This is a genomic window from Pseudomonas sp. FSL R10-0399 (assembly GCF_009600165.1).
GTDB lineage: Bacteria > Pseudomonadota > Gammaproteobacteria > Pseudomonadales > Pseudomonadaceae > Aquipseudomonas > Aquipseudomonas helleri.
The window spans coordinates 37152-55746 of record NZ_WIWK01000031.1; the positions used below are offsets into that span (position 1 = coordinate 37152).

14 protein-coding genes are annotated in these 18595 nt (G+C 58.2%); 8 read left to right on the forward strand and 6 right to left on the reverse strand.

Features of this window, described 5'->3' with window-relative positions:
* Positions 1–204 precede the first annotated feature (204 nt).
* From GHO41_RS11490 to GHO41_RS11500, 3 genes are all read left to right on the forward strand, one after another.
* Complete coding sequence (locus GHO41_RS11490; protein ID WP_048370634.1) at positions 205–813, forward strand: LemA family protein; 609 nt, start codon at positions 205–207, stop codon at positions 811–813.
* Between the two features lie 113 nt (positions 814–926).
* Complete coding sequence (locus GHO41_RS30555) at positions 927–1670, forward strand: YgcG family protein (protein ID WP_048370632.1); 744 nt, start codon at positions 927–929, stop codon at positions 1668–1670.
* A 27-nt stretch (positions 1671–1697) separates the two neighbouring features.
* A complete protein-coding gene (locus GHO41_RS11500; RefSeq protein ID WP_048370631.1) occupies positions 1698–2312 on the forward strand; it encodes a TPM domain-containing protein in 615 nt (204 codons plus the stop codon).
* Positions 2313–2342: 30 nt separating this feature from the next.
* Here GHO41_RS11500 and GHO41_RS11505 read toward each other — a convergent pair whose 3' ends face one another.
* A complete protein-coding gene (locus GHO41_RS11505; RefSeq protein ID WP_153433628.1) occupies positions 2343–7094 on the reverse strand; it encodes a dermonecrotic toxin domain-containing protein in 4752 nt (1583 codons plus the stop codon).
* Between the two features lie 221 nt (positions 7095–7315).
* Between GHO41_RS11505 and GHO41_RS11510 the strand changes: the two genes are divergently transcribed.
* From GHO41_RS11510 to GHO41_RS11520, 3 genes are all read left to right on the forward strand, one after another.
* On the forward strand, positions 7316–8533 hold the full coding sequence (locus tag GHO41_RS11510) for an SAM-dependent methyltransferase (RefSeq protein WP_153329526.1): 1218 nt from the start codon (positions 7316–7318) through the stop codon (positions 8531–8533).
* A 117-nt stretch (positions 8534–8650) separates the two neighbouring features.
* Positions 8651–9232 (forward strand): DJ-1/PfpI family protein, encoded by a 582-nt coding sequence (locus GHO41_RS11515; RefSeq protein WP_048370625.1) that lies wholly within the window; start codon positions 8651–8653, stop codon positions 9230–9232.
* A gap of 15 nt (positions 9233–9247) precedes the next feature.
* Complete coding sequence (locus GHO41_RS11520) at positions 9248–9559, forward strand: ribbon-helix-helix domain-containing protein (RefSeq protein WP_048370622.1); 312 nt, start codon at positions 9248–9250, stop codon at positions 9557–9559.
* A 136-nt stretch (positions 9560–9695) separates the two neighbouring features.
* Here GHO41_RS11520 and GHO41_RS11525 read toward each other — a convergent pair whose 3' ends face one another.
* The 4 genes from GHO41_RS11525 to GHO41_RS11540 all read right to left on the reverse strand — a co-directional run bounded on the left by GHO41_RS11525 (position 9696) and on the right by GHO41_RS11540 (position 15056).
* Entirely contained in the window at positions 9696–12248 is a 2553-nt protein-coding gene (locus GHO41_RS11525; protein ID WP_153329528.1) for a TonB-dependent receptor, read from the reverse strand.
* A 120-nt stretch (positions 12249–12368) separates the two neighbouring features.
* Positions 12369–13319, reverse strand: a complete 951-nt coding sequence (locus GHO41_RS11530) for a FecR domain-containing protein (protein WP_153329530.1) — start codon at positions 13317–13319, stop codon at positions 12369–12371.
* A complete protein-coding gene (locus GHO41_RS11535) occupies positions 13316–13855 on the reverse strand; it encodes an RNA polymerase sigma factor (protein WP_048370618.1) in 540 nt (179 codons plus the stop codon). The genes GHO41_RS11530 and GHO41_RS11535 overlap by 4 nt, the downstream gene beginning before the upstream one ends.
* Before the next feature lie 175 nt (positions 13856–14030).
* Positions 14031–15056, reverse strand: a complete 1026-nt coding sequence (locus tag GHO41_RS11540) for a DUF4917 family protein (RefSeq protein ID WP_153329532.1) — start codon at positions 15054–15056, stop codon at positions 14031–14033.
* A 149-nt stretch (positions 15057–15205) separates the two neighbouring features.
* Between GHO41_RS11540 and yiaY the strand changes: the two genes are divergently transcribed.
* The gene (gene yiaY, locus GHO41_RS11545) at positions 15206–16354 is read left to right on the forward strand and encodes an L-threonine dehydrogenase (protein ID WP_048391502.1); all 1149 of its coding nucleotides are present in this window, start codon (positions 15206–15208) and stop codon (positions 16352–16354) included.
* A 185-nt stretch (positions 16355–16539) separates the two neighbouring features.
* Here yiaY and GHO41_RS11550 read toward each other — a convergent pair whose 3' ends face one another.
* Positions 16540–18063, reverse strand: coding sequence for a fumarate hydratase (locus GHO41_RS11550; RefSeq protein ID WP_048391500.1), 1524 nt, complete (start codon positions 18061–18063; stop codon positions 16540–16542).
* A gap of 305 nt (positions 18064–18368) precedes the next feature.
* On the opposite strand from GHO41_RS11550, the gene GHO41_RS11555 reads away from it, so the two are divergent.
* Positions 18369–18595: 2Fe-2S iron-sulfur cluster-binding protein (locus GHO41_RS11555; RefSeq protein ID WP_371928900.1), on the forward strand; the 227-nt coding region annotated here is incomplete at its 3' end.

Here is an 18595-nt window from a genome sequence, read left to right on the forward strand (position 1 = left end):
ATTGTTCTGGGAAAGGCGCATGAGCTACTTAACTTAAGGAAATATCCTATCGTTAAAGTGAGTATTCCTGCGCAGGATGCAGTCTTTTAGCTGATTCGCCGTGCGCAATCCAGTGGTGCCGGGAGATATTGGCGCGCGGTCAGGGAGTTTTAAGCGGGTTGGCGGGTCAATGAACGCAATGGAATTAAAACGGAGTGTCGATGCATGCACATACAGAGCGTAAAACGGATGGGCTGGAAGGTTGTCGCATTGCTGGCCCTCAGCAGCGTGCTGGCGGGGTGCGGGATCAACACCATCCCGACGCTGGATGAGCAGGTCAAGGCGGCCTGGTCGCAAGTGCAGAACCAGTACCAGCGGCGTGCCGACTTGATCCCCAACCTGGTCGAGACGGTCAAGGGTGCGGCCAAGCAAGAACAGGCGACCCTCACGGCAGTGATTGAGGCGCGGGCCAAGGCCACCTCGATTCAGGTCGATGCCAGCACCCTGGACAACCCGGAAAAACTCAAGCAGTTCCAGGATGCGCAGAACCAGCTGACCGGGGCCTTGAGCCGTTTGATGGTGGTGTCTGAGCGTTACCCGGACCTCAAGTCCAACCAGAACTTCCTGTCGTTGCAGTCGCAACTTGAGGGCACCGAAAATCGCATCAGCGTGGCCCGTCGGGACTTTATTCTCGCGGTTGAACGCTACAACACTGAGATTCGCACCTTCCCCGGTCGCCTGTGGCATGCAGTGATGTACAGCGACTTGCCGGTGCGTGCGACCTTCGAAGCCACCACCCCGAATGCCGACAAAGCCCCCGAGGTGAAGTTCTAACAGCTTGCCCCCTACTGTAGGAGCGAGCTTGCCTCGCGATCTTTTGCTTTTAAAGATCAAAAGATCGCGAGGCAAGCTCGCTCCTACCGTATCAATAACCACACGAGGTGCTGATGCGCGTATCAAAACTGGGCGTGGGCCTGCTGCTTTGGCTATTTATAGCCAGCGCACAGGCGCTGACTTTTCCGACACTGAGTGGGCGGGTGGTGGACGATGGCCAAATGCTCGACCCCGCCACGCGTCAACACCTGACACAGACCCTCGAAGCCCACGAAAAAGCCACCGGCGAGCAAGTGGTGGTGGTCACAGTGCCGAACCTGCAAGGCGAACCCATTGAAGACTTCGGCTACCAATTGGGGCGCGCCTGGGGCATAGGCAAAAAGGATGAAAACAACGGCGCGTTGCTGATCGTCGCCCGGGATGACCGTAAACTGCGCATCGAAGTCGGCTACGGCCTGGAAGACCGCCTGACCGATGCGCAAGCGTCGGTCATCATCAACCAGGTGATCACCCCGGCGTTTAAAGCCGGACAGTTCAGCCAGGGCATCAGCGACGGCGTGGGGGCCATGCTTCAGGTGCTGGGCGGTGCGCCGCTGGCTGAGCCTGCCTACGCCAGCGGGCAGGGCGGTGGTGATGACTTTTTGGCTGAGCATCCAGGCGTGGTGCTGTTGTTGTTTTTAGCGTTTATCGTCGTGGTCGCGGCCTGCCAGTTCTATGGCATTTGCAACTCTGGGGGAGGCGGCGGCTCGCGTTCCGGCGGCTTTGGCGGCGGTGGCTTTGGACGTGGCGGTGGCGGCGGTGGTTTTCGAGGAGGCGGCGGCAGTTTTGGTGGCGGCGGCGCTTCTGGCGGCTGGTAATTCATTTTTAAACGGGCATCGACACTTATGGCTTTACTCACGCAAGAGCAAAAACGGCAGGTTGAAGAGGCCGTGACCCGCGCCGAACAGCGCACCGACGCCGAAATCGTCACCGTGCTTGCACCGCGCGCCGACGATTACAGCTACATCCCCTTACTCTGGGCCAGCTTGATCGCCCTGGTGGTACCGGCGCTGGTGCACTTTATAGACAGCGACATGACGATCTACACATTGCTCATGCTGCAATGGGCCACTTTTGTCTTTCTCAGTTTGATCTTCCGCATCCCGGTGCTGACCACGTTTATGATCCCGGCGCGGGTTCGCCACTGGCGGGCCAGCAACCTGGCGCGGCGCCAGTTTCTCGAACAAAAACTGCACCACACCCAAGACCGCACCGGAGTGCTGATTTTTGTCAGTGAAGCCGAGCGCTACGTCGAGATCATCGTTGACGAAGGCATCTCCCAGCGCCTGGACAACAGCGATTGGGGCAACATCGTCAGCGATTTTGTACGCCGCGTTGCACTGGGACACACCGCAGAAGGCTTTATCGCCTGCATCGACGCCAGTGCCGAACTGCTGGAAAAACACGTACCCAAAACCGCTACGCGTAATCAATTGCCGAATCGGTTGGTGGTGTTGTAACCGTTTGAAGGCGCCTGTATGGCGCCTTCATCACACTGACTGGACTGCCAGGAACAGTTTTTCTGCAAGCGCCAGGGTGATCTTGCTGCGGTAAATCTGAATCACATCGGAGGTTGAGCCCGCTTGGGCATACAAGGCCTGAGCACTCATGAACCGATGCGCCTCTGTTTTCAAGTGTGCGGCGGTAAAGGCTGCGGGTGCTGCATCCGGCGAGCTGTAATGAAAGTGCGCGTACCACAATGCTTTGCCATCGCGACTGCGGACCTCATATTCCTGCACGTAATCCTTTCTTGGCCCGCTCATTGGGCGACGTTTGCCCAGTCGCACAATCTCCACCTGGTCATGGGTCTTGAGGTAGTCGATATTCGCCGCGGTGGGGGGCAAGTCGGTAATCAGGCTGATTCGCAGGCGTTTACCTTCCGCGCGCAACCGCACTGAATTGAGCTCTAGCTGAGCGATCAACCCATTGGCGATGCCCCTTTGACTGCGTGTCAGAGGTTCGACGTCCGGGCCTTCAGCGGCGAGTAGAACTTGCATTTGCCTGGCCGTTTCGTCCAGGGACTGGCTTTTGAACTCCAGTATTTCTTCGATTTCTACCGGGATTTTCGACGTTTTGGCGAAGGCGCGTGTCTGTTGAATGCTGGCCTCGACCCTGCCCAGCAGTTTGACGGCATCGGCCTCCAGCCTGGCAAGGGATTTGGCATGGGATACCACAGTGGGGGTGGCGGGCCTGAGGTTTTCGATTTGCTCCCATTCATCGCTCGCACCACGCCGGTAAGAACTGACTTTCATCTGGCTGAAGGCATCCACCACATCGACAATTTCAGTGGGGTCGTCAGGGCTGCGATTACGGACCACGCCCACCAGAACTTGTTTGTCGGTGGTCTTGAAGACTTTTTGTCGGGGCGCGCCGGTCTTTGTCTTGGCGGGCGGCAGCGCTGTTTTCCAGCTGGGGCCGGGCTGCGGCTCATCAGACTCGGAGCTTGAGCTTTCTGACTCCCATATCACCTTCGACAATTGCATTTCGGCAAACGACTGCAACGGCTTGATGGCTGCCAGTAAAGAGGGCAGGTATTCATTGCGAAAATGTTCCGATTTGAGAGTGATCAAGTTTTCGCAGGTGGCTGTTAAACCCTGGTAGAGGGTGATGGCCGACTCGTAAAATTCAATGTGCTCGACACCGATCTGCCCTTCCTGGAGGCGCAGTCTTAACTGCGACCAGCCCATATTGACGAAGACATCGGTGTTGAGGTGGTTGAAAGCGTGCAGTTCTTCGGCGTTGAGGTCGCTGGCCGCCCGGTTCAAGACCAGTTCCTGCAGCGTTTCCATATAGATGACTGCCCAGTGGCGGTCGAAAAAATGTTTATCTTTTTTCAGGAACAGATCTGCCAGCGGTGAATCGCGCGGTATGGGCAACTTGCTGGTCTCCAAAATCCCTTCAGATTCCATTAATGCGATATCAAATGCTTTGCGTTCTAGCACCTCAGCTTTTTTAAGGTGTTCGACGAGTTCGAGGTAAGGCTGCTGATTGTCGGCACCCAATTGGTTTATGGCAACGCTCAGGCGGATTTTGAATTCTGCACTGAACGCTGTGAGGGGCAGGTCCTTGCGCTGCTCTTCAAGGTGGTTTTGCATTTTGAATAGTTTGAGGGTCAGTTCTGCCCACAACGCCTGCATTTTTGCCTCAAAGGAGGGAACGGGGGTTATATCGTTCATCTTTTGCACGGTTTTGATCAACGCGCGGGCACTGATGCTCCATTGAGTAAATTCTGTTTCATAACGCTCGAAGAAGGTTGCTTCGCGCCCGCTGGGCGCCGCCATGAGTGTTTCGGTGAGCGTCAGTACTCGATCACGGGCCAGCTTTTCAGTCATCAACCGTGCTTCTTCGGCGACTAACTGTGTCAGCGCCTGTTTTTTTTCTTCGCGCATCTGTGCAATGCGCTTTTTGGGTCCGCCACCGCGCAGCCTCAGACGCAGGTCGAAGTCCCAATGGCCGGTGTCATCGCTCATCAACCAGGGCCCCAAACGGGTCGGTTGTTTGGCGTCCTGAATGACTACACCATCATCCTGGCGACTGATGCGATAGGTTTTTTTATCGATGACGGCGTATGTGTTGCTTTGAAAGTTGATCAGGCCTTTTAACGGACCGACTTCAATGGTGGTGCCGCTGCTCACATCGAGATCGGTGATGAAGGTGTCCAGGGCTGCCCGCTGACGGGTTGATGGGCGGGGTTGGCCGTTGAACCACGAAAAATCCAGTGTTGAGTAGGTCCTGGCGGCCTGAGCATCCGGGTCCGGGCCGGTTTTACGGCTCACGGCCTGTGCTGGCGAACTGGCTGCCGGGAGTTTTGGGGCGTAATGAGTTGGCAGCTCCAGCGGTGCTGGCATGGGCAGGTCGGGAGGCGCCTGCAGGCGTGAGTGCACATTGAGGGCTGCGTGAAAACTCAGCCCCTCGTATAGCAGCGCCTGGCTCAGATTGAGCAGCAGGCTGATCACACTTTGTTTGGCCGCCTCGGGGTCGCTTTCGATTCGGGCTTGCAGCGTTTCGTCGATGCTGATCAGGGTCTGGAAAACCCAGGCGGCTTTTTGCAACGGCCCGCTGACAAAAAACGTCAGGCCGTTGAACAGCATCCAGGCGTAGCGCTTGAACAGAATCCAGCGCCGTTCGGAACTGGACACAGTCTGTTTATCCGACAGCGTGATCAGGGCCTCTACGTGGCTGTCGAAAGCATACGCCAGCGCATCGTCCTTGATGATCAGATCCGCCAGTTGGGCAGGGCTTATAGGCAGCAGCGCCAGCACCCCGGCATTGACCACGCTTTCGAGGTGCGGGCGTTCAAATCCACCCTCGGCGTAATAACTGCGCACCGAATCGGGCAGCCAGGCCACGACCAGGTCCTGAAGTTCGCCGGGTTGCTGGATGGCCTTCATCAGGGCCTTGCTGTCAGCAAATTCGAGCAGTGAATCAGTGGCGAAAGGGCGGTAGAGCACTAAAGGCCCGCTGCTCAGGTCTCTGGGGCCGAGCACAAACATGTTGCCGACGATATTGGCGGAAGCGCCGTCATATAAGGTGAAAGCCAGTGGCCGAATGCAGTCCTGATTATTCAGGGGCACGGCACTAGACCTCATCAGGCGTGCGACGAGCTGCCAGCCCGCCTCTGTGAAGCCGAACCTGTCGCGGATTTTATGCTCCAGCGCCAGCAGTGGCAGTTGCGCCTGCAACTGGGACTTGAACAGCGCCTTGCGCTTCGTCACTTGCTCGGCATCGTCCACCAGATTGGCTTTAAGCAGGCTGATGTACAGCGAGCCGATGTCGATTTCTTCCAGCAAATTTTTGATATAGCTGGCGTTCAGCCAAGTGGGCAGAGGCAGGCCGCTGCGCTCTTTAACCTGGATAAACGCCGCCGGTTTACCGCCTACGTAGGTCAGTGAAAACTCGGTCAGGGGCATGACGTCTTCTGTCAGCCAGGCCATTTGCAGGTCCTGGATGGCAATGTCATGGATGTCGATCCGGGCCGCGTCCACCGGGTCGTCCGGGTGATCTTGCTGCATTCGGGCATTGAGGGTTTGCAGAGCGAAATCCAGCAGCGTGGGAATGTCATCGAGGAAGGTTTTGCCCTCTGCACTCTGTTGTTGCGCCACTTGATTGGCCAGCAGGCGGCTATAGGCGCGAATGTCTGCGCGTGCAGCGGTGGTCAACCATTGAGGGAGTTTGCTGACCAGTTGCTCAAAATCTTTGGATTCCTGGGCGCTGAAAAAATGAAACATCAACGCCTCTTCATCCAGCGCCAATGCCAGCCGGCCAGCGCTCCAGCGTTCAGCCCGGGCGGTTTGGCCCAGTGCAGTGAGCGTGCGCAAGGTTTTGTCGAGCAGAGTTTGGGCCAATGCCTGAAAAAAATGGCCTTCGGGCTCATACGCGCTCCAGACCACCGGGCTGTCATCTGCCAGGCCCGGTATACGCCGGGGCAGTGACTGGGCGAAGTCTTGCAGTGAATCAAACAGCTCTATGCCGTCGGCCAGTGACCAAGCCATGACGATCAGGCGCTCACCGATGCTGCGGGTAATCAGAGCCAGCCCCGGGATCTGCAAGCGCCGCGGGCCTTGGGCATCGGTGGTGTCGATGTTGACCAGATAAGCGTGCAGTGGGGTTTCCCTGGTGAGCTTCAATCGCTGGTCTTTGTCCGCGAAGCCTGACAAGGCGCCCAGCCCGGCTGACTGTTCCTGAGTCAATGCGGGCTGGCGATGGGTGTCGTTGTGGGTGGCGCTCAAGCCCACTTGCAGCACCCGGCTCAACCATAGCCAGGGGCTGACACCGGCGGGTGAGGGGGTGCTCCAGAAATGGATCAAGGCTTGGGCGAAAACATCGATCACCTGAGGGGCCCACTCATTGAGCAGCTTCTCAAGGGTTGCCATGCTCACGCTCAAGGGCGCGGGATTTTCGACTTTCTGATCAATGGTGAGGCGGTGTCTGTCCGCTGACAGGTTGAGTGTGCGCTGATCGATAAAACCTTGAATCAGCAGGGTCGATGGCGCAATCAATCGCCAGGTGCTGGGTGGATCGGGTGCCGGGGCGGGTTGAGCATCGGCCGAGGGCAGTGACTCGCTAATGTGCGCGTGTGACACATCGGCCCTGAGCCCGGGGTATGCCTCCAGCATGGCCTGCTTGAAGGCTTCGGCGACCACGTTTTTAAAGGTTGGGCGCGGTAAAAACTGGTCTTGAGGGAAGCTGCCAAGGGCGACAAAACGCGCCAGGAAATCGGGTGTCGATGAGAGTGTTTTCATGAGGTGCCATTGCGTCAGGGATCAAAAAACAAGGCTTCTGCGCCGGGATTCATCCGGCGAAGATCGAGGCCTTGATTTAACGCAATGGCCGGTGCACAGACGCGGTACATAGCTATGCACGGCCCGGATTGCGAAATAACCCCGTGCCCCCGGCCGTCAACACGCCTAAAATGGCGGCCATTGCGAATTCCTCTTCTGCACCCCTCGAGGCACCTTTTTAAATGTCAGTGACTGCTACCACCGCCCCGTCTGTGCCGGATCATCGTGCGCAATTTTTGAACCTGCTGGAAACCGGTCTGGCGCAAAACTCGTTTATCAAGCTGGTGCTGGCCAAATATGTCGGCCCGGAGGCCGAGTTGCAGCGGGTCATCATCAAGCAGGTCACAGTCAAGGATCAGCCTTGCCTGTCGTTTGTGTACCGCTACAAAACCCGTGACATCACCAAGAACTTTGCACTCGGCGAGGCTGTTGCAACGATTGCCGGTCTGTTGCCCGAAGCGTTCAAAAACGCGCATTTGTTGACGCTGACCGACGAAGTGCAGCTGGAATACAGCAAAAAAGGCAAAAGCTCGCTGTTTAAAGGCAAAAGCCAGCAAGCGCGAGAAGTGCCCTCGGCTGAGCATAACCGTGAGAAAAATCGCTTTCTGGACCTGACGCGGCCTTTTTTGGCGGACCTTGGCGTCACCAACAAGCAGCAAGAGCTGATCCCGGCGATGTCGCGCAAGTGGAAGCAGATCAACAAATTTATTGAGGTGTTTTCCCACGCCTTGAGCAGCTCGCCGCTCAAGCTCGATCAGCCGGTCAAGGTGGTGGATTTCGGTTCAGGCAAGGGTTACCTGACGTTTGCCATCCACGACTACCTGCGTCACAGCCTGCACGCTGAGGGCCTTGTCACCGGCGTTGAGTTGCGCGAAGACATGGTCACGCTGTGCAACAACGCTGCCCAGCGTCTGGAGCATCCGGGCCTGAGCTTCCAGCACGGCGACGTGCGCAGTTTTGCGCCGACCCCGATTGACGTGATGATCGCCCTGCATGCCTGTGACATTGCCACCGACTATGCGATTCACATGGGCATCCGTTCCGGGGCCGCGATCATCATGTGTTCGCCGTGCTGCCACAAGCAGATTCGCCTGCAAATCCAGAGCCCGGCACTGCTCAAGCCGATGCTGCAATACGGCTTGCACCTGGGCCAACAGGCCGAAATGGTCACCGACAGCCTGCGTGCGTTGTTCCTCGAAGCCTGCGGCTATGAAACCAAGGTGTTTGAGTTCATCTCGCTGGAACACACCAACAAAAACAAAATGATCCTCGCGGTCAAACGTGCCGAACCTCAAGACCCGGCGCAGTTGTTGGTGAAAATTCAGGAACTCAAGGCGTTCTACCACATTCAAGAGCACTGCCTTGAAACCTTGCTTCAGGCTGATGGCTTGTTGAAGTAAGCGTGCGCGAAGCGCCCGCTCGGGTACGTAGTAGTTGGCTATTACCCGTGCAGGCGCATAGGGTTTACCTTGGCTACTCTTATTGGCCCAAGGTCTTACCTGTAAGGAGCACGCACCATGGCGGCAAAGAAAATTCTGATTCTGGCTGGCGATTACGTCGAAGACTACGAAGTCATGGTGCCGTTTCAGGCGCTGTTGATGGTCGGTCACCAGGTGCATGCCGTATGCCCCGGTAAAACAGCTGGCCAAACCGTGCGCACCGCAATCCATGATTTCGAGGGCGACCAGACTTACAGCGAAAAGCCCGGCCATCTGTTTGCCCTGAATTTTGATTTCGACAAGGTCAAGGCCAGCGACTATGACGCGCTGGTGATACCGGGCGGCCGTGCGCCGGAGTATCTGCGCTTGAACGAAAAGGTTCTGGAGCTGGTGCGCGATTTCGACAAGGCGGGCAAACCGATTGCTGCGGTCTGCCATGGTGCGCAATTGCTCGCTGCCGCAGGCACGCTCAAAGACCGTGAATGCAGCGCCTACCCGGCCTGCGCGCCAGAAGTGCGTCTGGCGGGCGGGACTTACATTGATATCGACGTGACCAAGGCCCATGTGCAGGGCAATCTGGCCACGGCACCGGCCTGGCCTGCGCATCCGACCTGGCTGGCGGCTTTCCTGGGGTTGTTGGGAACCCGGATCACTTTGTAAGAAGAGGGCGTGACCATGTGTGAGCTCTATGTAAAAGCCGACCCGATCTTGTATGAATCGCGCTCGCGCTCATTGCGTATCTGTGGCGTGGTCACCACCTTGCGCCTGGAAAACCAGTTTTGGGACATCCTCACCGAAATCGCAGAAGCGGATGGCCTGACCACCAACCAATTGGTGGCCAAGCTGTATGAAGAAGTGATGGATTATCGCGGCGAGGTGGTCAATTTCGCCTCGTTCTTGCGGGTCAGTTGCACACGTTATTTGAGCCAGCGCCGGGTGCAAGCCCCGGAATTGACGGTGGTGCCGCGTAGCAGCGGGCATGCGTAGAAAGTCGGGGTGGTTGGTTTTGACGTAGCCTCGCAGGCTCGTCAACGACTACAGGTTGGGGGACATCGACAGGTCTGTAGGAGCGAGCTTGCCTCGCGATCTTTTAACGATCAAAAGATCGCGAGGTCGGGATGGCTCAGAAGAACCGCGTGATGCTGATTTTGGCGTTGCGGCCCTGGCTGTAGGCGTTGGCGCCGCTGAGCATCGGGCGATAGCTTTTGTTGAACATGTTGTCCAGGGTGAAGTTGACTTCGGTGCCTTTGAGGTACGGTTGCTGGGGTTTCCACTCAGCGAACAGGCCCTGCACGTTGTAGTCGTCGTTGGCGTATTGGTTGTAGTAGCTGTCCCCCAGAGCGGTCAACGGGCCAGGGCCGTATTTGTCGCTTGGCAGGCGGTCGGTCTTGCGCACGAATTCACCCTTCCAGCCCACGCGAGCATCGAGGCTCGGGATTTTGGTGCCTAGCACGGCAATCCATTTGGGTGCCGGAATGTCGCGCGCCCACACATCAGGCCCCCACGGGTTGGTGTAAGCACCTTCGTGTTTGCCGGTCATCCAGGCGTATGACAGCGAACCAAAAACGTAGGTCGAGTCGTAAAAGCTCTCAACTTCAAAGCCCTTGATGGTCACGCTGCCGATGTTGCGGTAGTTGGACATGGGCAGCATGCCTGCACATTCCTTGGACATGCCGCCTGCGGTGGTTTGTTGGGCACAACCGACGCCAGTGGCCTTGAAGATTTCGTTGTCGATTTTGTTGCGGAACAACGTGGTGCGGATCAGCGCATGGTCGCTGTCGCTAAAAATATGATCGAAGTTGGTGATGTTGCCTGCACGCCAGCCGGTGATGCGCTCCGGGTCCAAGTCCAGGCTGGTGGTGGTGCGGTTGCCCGTGCCTTGAACTTCATACTGCTCATCAATCACCGGCGCACGCCAGGTTTTGCTGTAGTCGACAAACAAGGCGGTATTGGGGGTGACTTTCCAGAAGGCTGACAGCCGCGGCGACCAACCGGTGTAGGTCTGGTTGCTGTAGTCGTGGCCCAGTTCGGCCTGGTTATACAGGGGCGCGTCGTTTTCCTGGCCACGGTTGCGTACATGGTCGTAACGCAATGACGGGGTCAGGGTGAAGTCGCCCCAGGTAATGGCGTCCTGAACATAGAAACTGTTGGTGTCGACTTTGCCCTTGGGCATAAAGCCCGGCTGGTAGTGGCCGTAGTTGTATTTCTCGGATTCGTAAATCCCGTCCGGCATCCACATGTCGACGTCGCGTTGGTGCTTGCGCACTTGCACGCCGGTGGTCACCGCATGGTTGAGCGGGCCGGTGGGGATCAGGCTGACGTTTTCGATCTGAAGCATGTTGTCGGTGTAGGCAGTGTCCATCTTGCGACCGCCGCTGGCGGGCTGGAAGAAGGCGTTTTCGCCGCGCTTGTCGGTCTGCTCGGTTTTGGAGTGCGAGAGCTTCACCTCCAGATCAATCAGCGGGTTGTTGACGGGCTGGTACTTATATTGGCTCGTCCAGGTGTTGTCGATGGTCGAGCGGTTAGACAAGAACCTGCGGGTGGCGCCGTCATAGCCGTATTTGTCGATGTTGGCCTGGCTGGGCGGAGCCGGGTAGCTGATCGCCGAAAAGGGCACCCACAGCGCGTTGTTCACGTGGGAGTAGGTCATTCCCAGGCTGTGTTCTTCGTTGAAGTGCAGGTTGACCTTGAGCAGTTGCGCGTCCAGGTCCTGAGCGGTATTGGGCAAGCGCTTGGGGTTGACCGGGTAGTTGTTGTTCGGGTCGGGCATGCGGCCTGCCAGCTTCATGTCGTCGCCGTCGCGCTTGGTGTAATACACCAGCGCATCGGCGCGGCCATCGTCGGTACGCCCGTACACGGCGCCGCTGTACACCTGTTGATGGTCGTTGCTGCTGTAGCCGTACTTGAGCATGCCGCCAGTGTTTTTGCCGTCTTCGAGCAGGTCCGGGGCATCTTTGGTGATCATGCGCACCGCACCGGCAAAGCCGCCATTGCCTGTGCGTACGTCGTGGGGGCCTTTTTCGACTTCGAGGCGCTTGATCAGCTCGGGCTCGACAAAAATTGTGCCTTGCATGTAGCGCTCAAAGCCGCTTTTGGTCGCGCCGTCGACGGTCAGTTGAACGTCTTCGGCTTCGCCCAGGCCCCAGATATTGATGGTCTGGCCGCCGGGTTTGAGCGAGCCGCCGAGGTAGATGCCAGGCAACGTGGACAGCAGGCTCGGGATGTTATTGGCCTGGTAGCGGTTGATTTCGGTCTGGGTCATGGTCGACTTGCCGACGTTGCTGGAGTCGACTTCGTTACCGCTGCCCACCACGCTGAGCGCGCCGAGTTCGAGGCTGTTGCTGGTGGTGGTGCCTTGCTCTTTGGGCTGCACCACGTAGGTTTTGTCGACCAGGATCAGGTTGAAATCGGTGTCTTTGAGCAGTCGCTGGATGGCGTCTTGCGGGCTGTAGTCGCCGCTCAGTGCCGGGGCTTTGATGTTGCGCAGCAGCGCTTCGTCGAACAGTAAGGCGATGTTCGCTTGTTGCGCGATGTCACTCAACGAACTGGCCAGCGATTGTGCAGGCAGTTGTAGCTGGATCGAGTCGGCTTGGGCATACAGGCTGAACGTCATGCACGCGGCGAGCAAGGTCGGGCGGGTGCACAAATACGAGAAGTGATGTGGTGCGCGAAACATGAAATCCCCCAGAGCGGCAACAAAGGCCAAAAAAGGCGTGCGTTAGCAACGCAGACCGGAGGAAGACGCGGCAGGCATGAAAAACCACATATGCGAATGCAAAATATTCGCAGTTGTTTTTTAGCGCGGTTCAATGCGGATTTTTCCGCTGTCCAGCAACACGGTTTTCACCGGGATCAGGGCGGGCAGGGCTTTGACCAGCGCCAGTGGGTCGGCGGTATTGAGGTTGCCCGAGACTTTGTAGTGTTCGAGCGGCCCGCTCGCCAATTCAATAACCCCGGGGCGATACAGATCCAGTTCATCCACCAGGCTGGCCAGCTCGCGATTGCGAAAGGACAAGTGGCCACTGCGCCAATTGCCCACTTCATTGGCATTCAACGTGTGCGTTTGCAGGGTGCCTTTGGCGTAGTCATAGGTGGCTTGTTGTTGGGCGCCGAGCAAGGTCGAGGTGTTGGCATCGGGCATAAATGCCACCTGGCCATGGGCGACGCTGACTTCCAGTTGGCGCTGGCTGCGACGCACATCAAAGCCGGTGCCCACCACTTTGATCTGCGCGTCACCGGCATGCACCACCAGCGGATGCTCTTTGTTGGGCGCCACGTCGATGTAGAGCTGGCCTTGTTCCAGGTAAATGTTGCGCACCTGAGCGGTGAAATCGATTCGCAGCTGGGTATTGGCGTTGACGGTCAGCGTGCTTCCGTCGGGCAGCTGCAGGGTTTTTGCCCCTTCGCGGTACGTGGCCACTGGCTGCTGATAAAGCGCCACCGGCGTGCCTAGGTTGAGGGCGAAGAGGGCGCATACAATCGCGGCCGCCGTGGCCACGGCGAAGCCGTAACCGGTGCGTGAAGGTTTTTTGACGGGCAACGGCACGGGCTTGTTCAGGTGTTCAAGTTCACCCAGGTCGGCCCACAAGGCTTCGAATTCGGCGTAGGCCCGGGCATGCGCCGGGACCGCGTGCCAAGTGCTGAACGCAGGGTCTGCGGGGGCGTTGTGCGCGTCACGGTTACGGGTAAACCACAGGGCGGCTTGCGCGTCGATGCTGTCGGTGTCGCTTGTGTGAAAAGGGCTCATTTTGGCTGTTCCTTGCCGCTATCCCGGTGTAAATGCTGCTTGCAATGCAACAAGGCAAAGGCAATGTGTTTTTCCACCATGCTGACGGAGATCCCCATGCGTTCGGCTATCTGTGCCTGACTCAAGCCTTCAAAGCGGTGCAGCATAAGGGCTTCGCGGCGTCTGGGCGAGAGTTCGGCGAGTACGCTTTTGAGTTGCTCAAGGCGTTGCAGGCGCTGGGCAGCGGCCATGGGCTCATCCCTCTCGTCGCTTAAAGGCTCGGTTGCCGGTTGCAGGTGCTCGCTGTGTGCCTCATGGCGTACCTGCTGCCGACGCCAGTGATCGCGCAGCAGATTGCGCGCCACCTGGAACAGAAACGCCCGCGGTTGCTCGACGTTGGCCCGGTCCTGATAACCCAGCCATTGCGTGAACACATCTTGAGTCATGTCAGCGGCATCGCTGGCGTTGTCAGTACGCTTGCGCAGGAAGTGCAGAATTTGCGTATAGAACTCGCGAAAGGATTCGGCCGCCAGCGGGTCGGGTTTGAGGCGAGACATGTACATCCCTGTAGGAAAACGGAGCAATAAGACGCGAATGGTATCGAGAATTATTGCTATTTGTCTCGTTTTATTACCGATGTCTCTGAATCCTGTAGTCGCTGCCGAGGTACGAAGGCTGCGAAAGATCAAAAGATCGCGAGGCAAGCTCGCTCCTACCGTTGTGATGGGGGGGTTACACCTCTACCGGGACTGAATGTTTGCTGGAGCCGAGCGGGTGAGTTTTTGAATTATAGAAACGCAATGTCAGCTTTTTGTCGGCAAATAGCGCCGCGTAGTGGTTTTTCTGGAAGCGGATAAACGCTTCGCTGCGCGGGTAGATCGAGATGCACAGGGTTTTCAGCGGTGCCTGGCGCAGGGCGTTGATCAGGTGCTGGTCTTGCTCGCTCAAGCTGTGGCCAAAGAGGCACAGCGCGTCTTTGTGGGTCATCAGTTGTTCGTGGCAAAAGCTCAGGTAGTCGCAGTAGCGAATGGATTTGCGCTTGTCATCACTGCTGCCTTCGCTGACAAACAGCGGCACATCATCCAGGGCGCTGATCGAATGGTTGACCGCAAAGCTGCTGAGCAAGGTGGCTTCGTCTGCGTTGAGTTTGCGTGCCTTGCCTTCCTGGTTTTTTACCAGGTGCATGGCGCCGTGCAGGTACAGCACCCGCGTGGCTTTGCCTTTGCCCAGGGCGTAGCCCAACTCAAAGGTGGCGCTTGGGGTGTCGAACAGGTCATTGAACTGCTTGGGCGCCTGCATCACCGCCCATGGGGTGAGCAGGTCGTAGTTGGAGCAGTACACGGTGGCGTAGCGAGCCAGTTCCTGCTGCCAGCAGCGCAAGGTGTCGGCCTGCATCAAGCGCCACGGGATGTGCACATCCTGGGTGCAGTTGATCATGGCTTCTTTGATCGCGTAATAGCGTTTGCGCGGCGAGGCCGAGCTGATCGCCAGCGCTTTGTTGACCTTGCTCGCGGTTTTCAGGGCGCTGAGCACGTGTTCGAAGTTGCGCGTGCCCAAGGCGTCAAACACGCTGAGTTCGGTCTGGCTCAGGGGCTTTTCGCTGACGCTTTTGGCTTTCTCAAACAATGAGTCGTAATAAAAGTCATGCCACACGGCCATGCTCGCGCCGTTACCCAGCAGCAATCCGCTGCAAGGCTGGCTGGCGCTGAGCGTGTTCCAGTCTTCTAGTTCGGCATCAAATTCCTGGAAGGGGGTCATGTCTATTGGTGTCTCGATACTGGGGCGGTGCGGGACTTTATCACGCCCAACCGTTGAGCCAAGTCAACATCTGCGCCATTTGATTGGAGGAAGCTACCCCCCACCGACACAACAAGCGTTGCGGGCAGTGCCCGCGCTGAGGACTCTCGATGACCAGCACCTTTTTCATCCCTGCGGTAAATATCATGGGCAACGGCTGTCTGGACGAAGCCATGGCCGCGATTCGCAATTATGGCTTTCGCAAGGCGTTGATCGTTACGGACGCAGGGTTGGCCAAGGCCGGGGTGGCGACGTTGATTGCTGAAAAGCTGGCGTTGCAGGACGTGCAATCGGTAATTTTTGACGGGGCCAAGCCCAACCCGAGCATTGCCAACGTCGAAGCCGGTTTGAAAGTTCTCAAGGAGCACGCGTGTGATTTCGTGGTGTCACTGGGCGGCGGCTCGCCCCATGACTGCGCCAAGGGCATTGCCCTGTGCGCCACCAACGGTGGGCATATCCGTGACTATGAGGGCGTCGATCAGTCGGCCAAGCCGCAACTGCCGCTGGTGTCGATCAACACCACGGCCGGCACGGCCAGTGAGATGACGCGTTTTTGCATCATTACCGATGAAGAGCGCCACGTAAAAATGGCCATCGTCGACCGTAACGTGACCCCGCTGTTGTCGGTCAATGACCCTGAATTGATGGTGGCGATGCCTAAAGGCCTGACCGCCGCCACTGGCATGGACGCCTTGACCCACGCCATTGAAGCCTATGTGTCGACGGCGGCCACGCCGATTACCGATGCCTGTGCGATCAAGGCCATGGAGCTGATCAGCCAGAACCTGCGTCAGGCGGTGCGTGACGGCAAAGACCTGGTCGCGCGTGAAAACATGGCGTATGCGCAGTTCCTGGCGGGCATGGCGTTCAACAACGCGTCGTTGGGTTTTGTGCATGCCATGGCGCACCAGTTGGGCGGTTACTACGACCTGCCGCACGGTGTGTGCAACGCCGTGTTGCTGCCCCACGTGCAAACCTTTAACGCCAATGTCTGTGCGCAGCGCCTGACGGATGTGGCCCACGCGCTGGGCGCCGACGTGCGCGGCCTGAGCCCGGAAGAGGGCGCGCAGGCGGCTATTGCGGCGATTCGTACCTTGGCCAAGGACGTAGAAATCCCGGCGGGCCTTCGTGATCTGGGCGCCAAACTGGATGACATCCCGGTCCTGGCCACCAATGCGCTGAAAGATGCGTGCGGCTTCACTAACCCGCGCAAGGCTGATCAGGCGCAGATTGAAGAGATCTTCCGTAACGCGTTCTAAGCGCAGGGCAGGTTTGGACTGTTGAAAACCTGTGGGAGCGGGCTTGCTCGCGATGGCATCGCCGCAGTTCATCAGGCAAGCCGTATCGCTTGAATCGCGAGCAAGCCCGCTCCCACAAGGAGGCCGCGCATAAAAAAACGGCCGGGTTATTCACCCGGCCGTTTTTGTGTCTGGCGTGGATGTGCTTATTGCACTTCTACGGCCAGGCTGTCGTGGATCTTTTGTTGCCAGATCGCCGGGCCGGTGATGTGCACCGACTCGCCTTTGCTGTCGACTGCCACGGTCACTGGCATGTCTTTAACGTCGAACTCGTAGATCGCTTCCATGCCCAGTTCGGCAAACGCCACCACGCGCGATTTTTTGATCGCCTGGGCAACCAGGTAGGCTGCACCGCCCACGGCCATCAGGTACACGGCTTTGTGTTCCTTGATCGCTTCGATGGCAGTCGGGCCGCGCTCGGATTTACCGATCATGCCCAGCAGGCCGGTTTGATCGAGGATCTGGCGGGTGAATTTGTCCATCCGCGTAGCGGTGGTCGGGCCTGCCGGGCCAACCACTTCGTCGCCTACCGGATCAACCGGGCCAACGTAGTAGATGAAGCGGCCTTTGAGGTCGACCGGCAAGGTTTCACCCTTGTTGAGCATTTCGACCATGCGCTTGTGCGCCGCGTCGCGACCGGTGAGCATTTTGCCGTTGAGCAATACGGTTTCGCCCGGCTTCCAGCTTTGTACGTCTTCCGGGGTCAGGGTGTCGAGGTTGACACGGCGGGCCGATGGGCCGGCTTCCCAGACGATTTCCGGGTAGGCGTCGAGCGGCGGCGCTTCGAGTTCGGCAGGGCCGGAACCGTCGAGCACGAAGTGCGCGTGGCGGGTGGCCGCGCAGTTCGGGATCATGCACACCGGCAGGGAAGCGGCGTGGGTCGGGTAGTCCATGATTTTAACGTCGAGCACGGTGGTCAGACCGCCCAGGCCCTGGGCGCCGATGCCCAGTTGGTTGACCTTCTCGAACAGCTCGATACGCATCTCTTCGATACGGTTGCTCGGGCCGCGCTTGATCAGGTCGTGAATGTCGATGGACTCCATCAACACTTCTTTGGCCATCACTGCCGCCTTTTCAGCCGTGCCGCCGATACCGATGCCGAGCATGCCCGGTGGGCACCAGCCCGCGCCCATGGTCGGAACGGTCTTGAGCACCCAGTCAACGATCGAGTCGGACGGGTTGAGCATGGCCATTTTCGACTTGTTCTCGGAACCGCCGCCCTTGGCCGCCACGTCCACTTCCACGGTGTTGCCCGGGACGATGGAGTAGTGGATGACTGCCGGGGTGTTGTCCTTGGTGTTGCGGCGAGCACCGGCCGGGTCGGCCAGGATGGATGCACGCAGGACGTTTTCTGGCAGGTTGTAAGCGCGACGCACGCCTTCGTTGATCATGTCGTCCAGGCTCATGGTGGCGCCGGTCCAGCGCACATCCATGCCCACACGCACGAACACGGTGACGATGCCGGTGTCCTGGCAAATCGGGCGGTGGCCGGTGGCACACATGCGCGAGTTGATCAGGATTTGCGCCATCGAGTCACGGGCCGCTGGCGATTCTTCGCGCAGGTAGGCTTCGTGCATGGACTGAATGAAGTCAACGGGGTGGTAGTAAGAAATGAATTGCAGGGCGTCAGCAACGCTCTGGATCAGATCGTCTTGCTTGATCACGGTCATGGGTCGCGCTCCTCTATAAGACGGGAACATTCAATCAATAAGGTGTTTGCGACCTGGGTGTTTCGGTCTGTCGTAAACAACTTGAGAGATGTACCGGGCACGCATGACCGGTACAAAAAAGGCGCGGCAGTATAACCCGCCCCTGTCTTTGTTACACCTGAACAGGCAAAACTTGTAGCCGCTGCCGAAGGCTGCGATAAGGGCCGCAGGACCTTCGCTTTTCGGGGGCTAGACGCACTGAGGTGGGTCAAGCGACTCGCCCGGCCCTAGCGTCTATAAGACTAATTACCCACAGGAGGCCAGAAGTGCCCGAGTTACACGTCGCTGACAAACGCTGGTCAGTTGCTGATGGCTGCAATTTGCTGGATGCCTTGAATCAGGCGGGCGTGTCTGTGCCTTACAGTTGCCGCGCGGGCAGTTGCCATGCTTGCCTGGTGCGTTGTGTGCAGGGCGAGCCGCATGACCTCAAGCCCGAGGCGCTGAGCCGTGCGCAGCGCGAGCAAGGCTGGCGCCTGGCGTGCCAGTGCCAGGT

What these genes read in the sequence shown, in the direction of transcription:
- GHO41_RS11490 (WP_048370634.1), top strand. Translation starts at nt 205, where the DNA reads ATGCACATACAGAGCGTAAAACGGATGGGCTGGAAGGTTGTCGCATTG.
- GHO41_RS30555 (WP_048370632.1), top strand. Translation starts at nt 927, where the DNA reads ATGCGCGTATCAAAACTGGGCGTGGGCCTGCTGCTTTGGCTATTTATA.
- GHO41_RS11500 (WP_048370631.1), top strand. Translation starts at nt 1,698, where the DNA reads ATGGCTTTACTCACGCAAGAGCAAAAACGGCAGGTTGAAGAGGCCGTG.
- GHO41_RS11505 (WP_153433628.1), bottom strand. Translation starts at nt 7,094, where the DNA reads ATGAAAACACTCTCATCGACACCCGATTTCCTGGCGCGTTTTGTCGCC.
- GHO41_RS11510 (WP_153329526.1), top strand. Translation starts at nt 7,316, where the DNA reads ATGTCAGTGACTGCTACCACCGCCCCGTCTGTGCCGGATCATCGTGCG.
- GHO41_RS11515 (WP_048370625.1), top strand. Translation starts at nt 8,651, where the DNA reads ATGGCGGCAAAGAAAATTCTGATTCTGGCTGGCGATTACGTCGAAGAC.
- GHO41_RS11520 (WP_048370622.1), top strand. Translation starts at nt 9,248, where the DNA reads ATGTGTGAGCTCTATGTAAAAGCCGACCCGATCTTGTATGAATCGCGC.
- GHO41_RS11525 (WP_153329528.1), bottom strand. Translation starts at nt 12,248, where the DNA reads ATGTTTCGCGCACCACATCACTTCTCGTATTTGTGCACCCGCCCGACC.
- GHO41_RS11530 (WP_153329530.1), bottom strand. Translation starts at nt 13,319, where the DNA reads ATGAGCCCTTTTCACACAAGCGACACCGACAGCATCGACGCGCAAGCC.
- GHO41_RS11535 (WP_048370618.1), bottom strand. Translation starts at nt 13,855, where the DNA reads ATGTCTCGCCTCAAACCCGACCCGCTGGCGGCCGAATCCTTTCGCGAG.
- GHO41_RS11540 (WP_153329532.1), bottom strand. Translation starts at nt 15,056, where the DNA reads ATGACCCCCTTCCAGGAATTTGATGCCGAACTAGAAGACTGGAACACG.
- yiaY (WP_048391502.1), top strand. Translation starts at nt 15,206, where the DNA reads ATGACCAGCACCTTTTTCATCCCTGCGGTAAATATCATGGGCAACGGC.
- GHO41_RS11550 (WP_048391500.1), bottom strand. Translation starts at nt 18,063, where the DNA reads ATGACCGTGATCAAGCAAGACGATCTGATCCAGAGCGTTGCTGACGCC.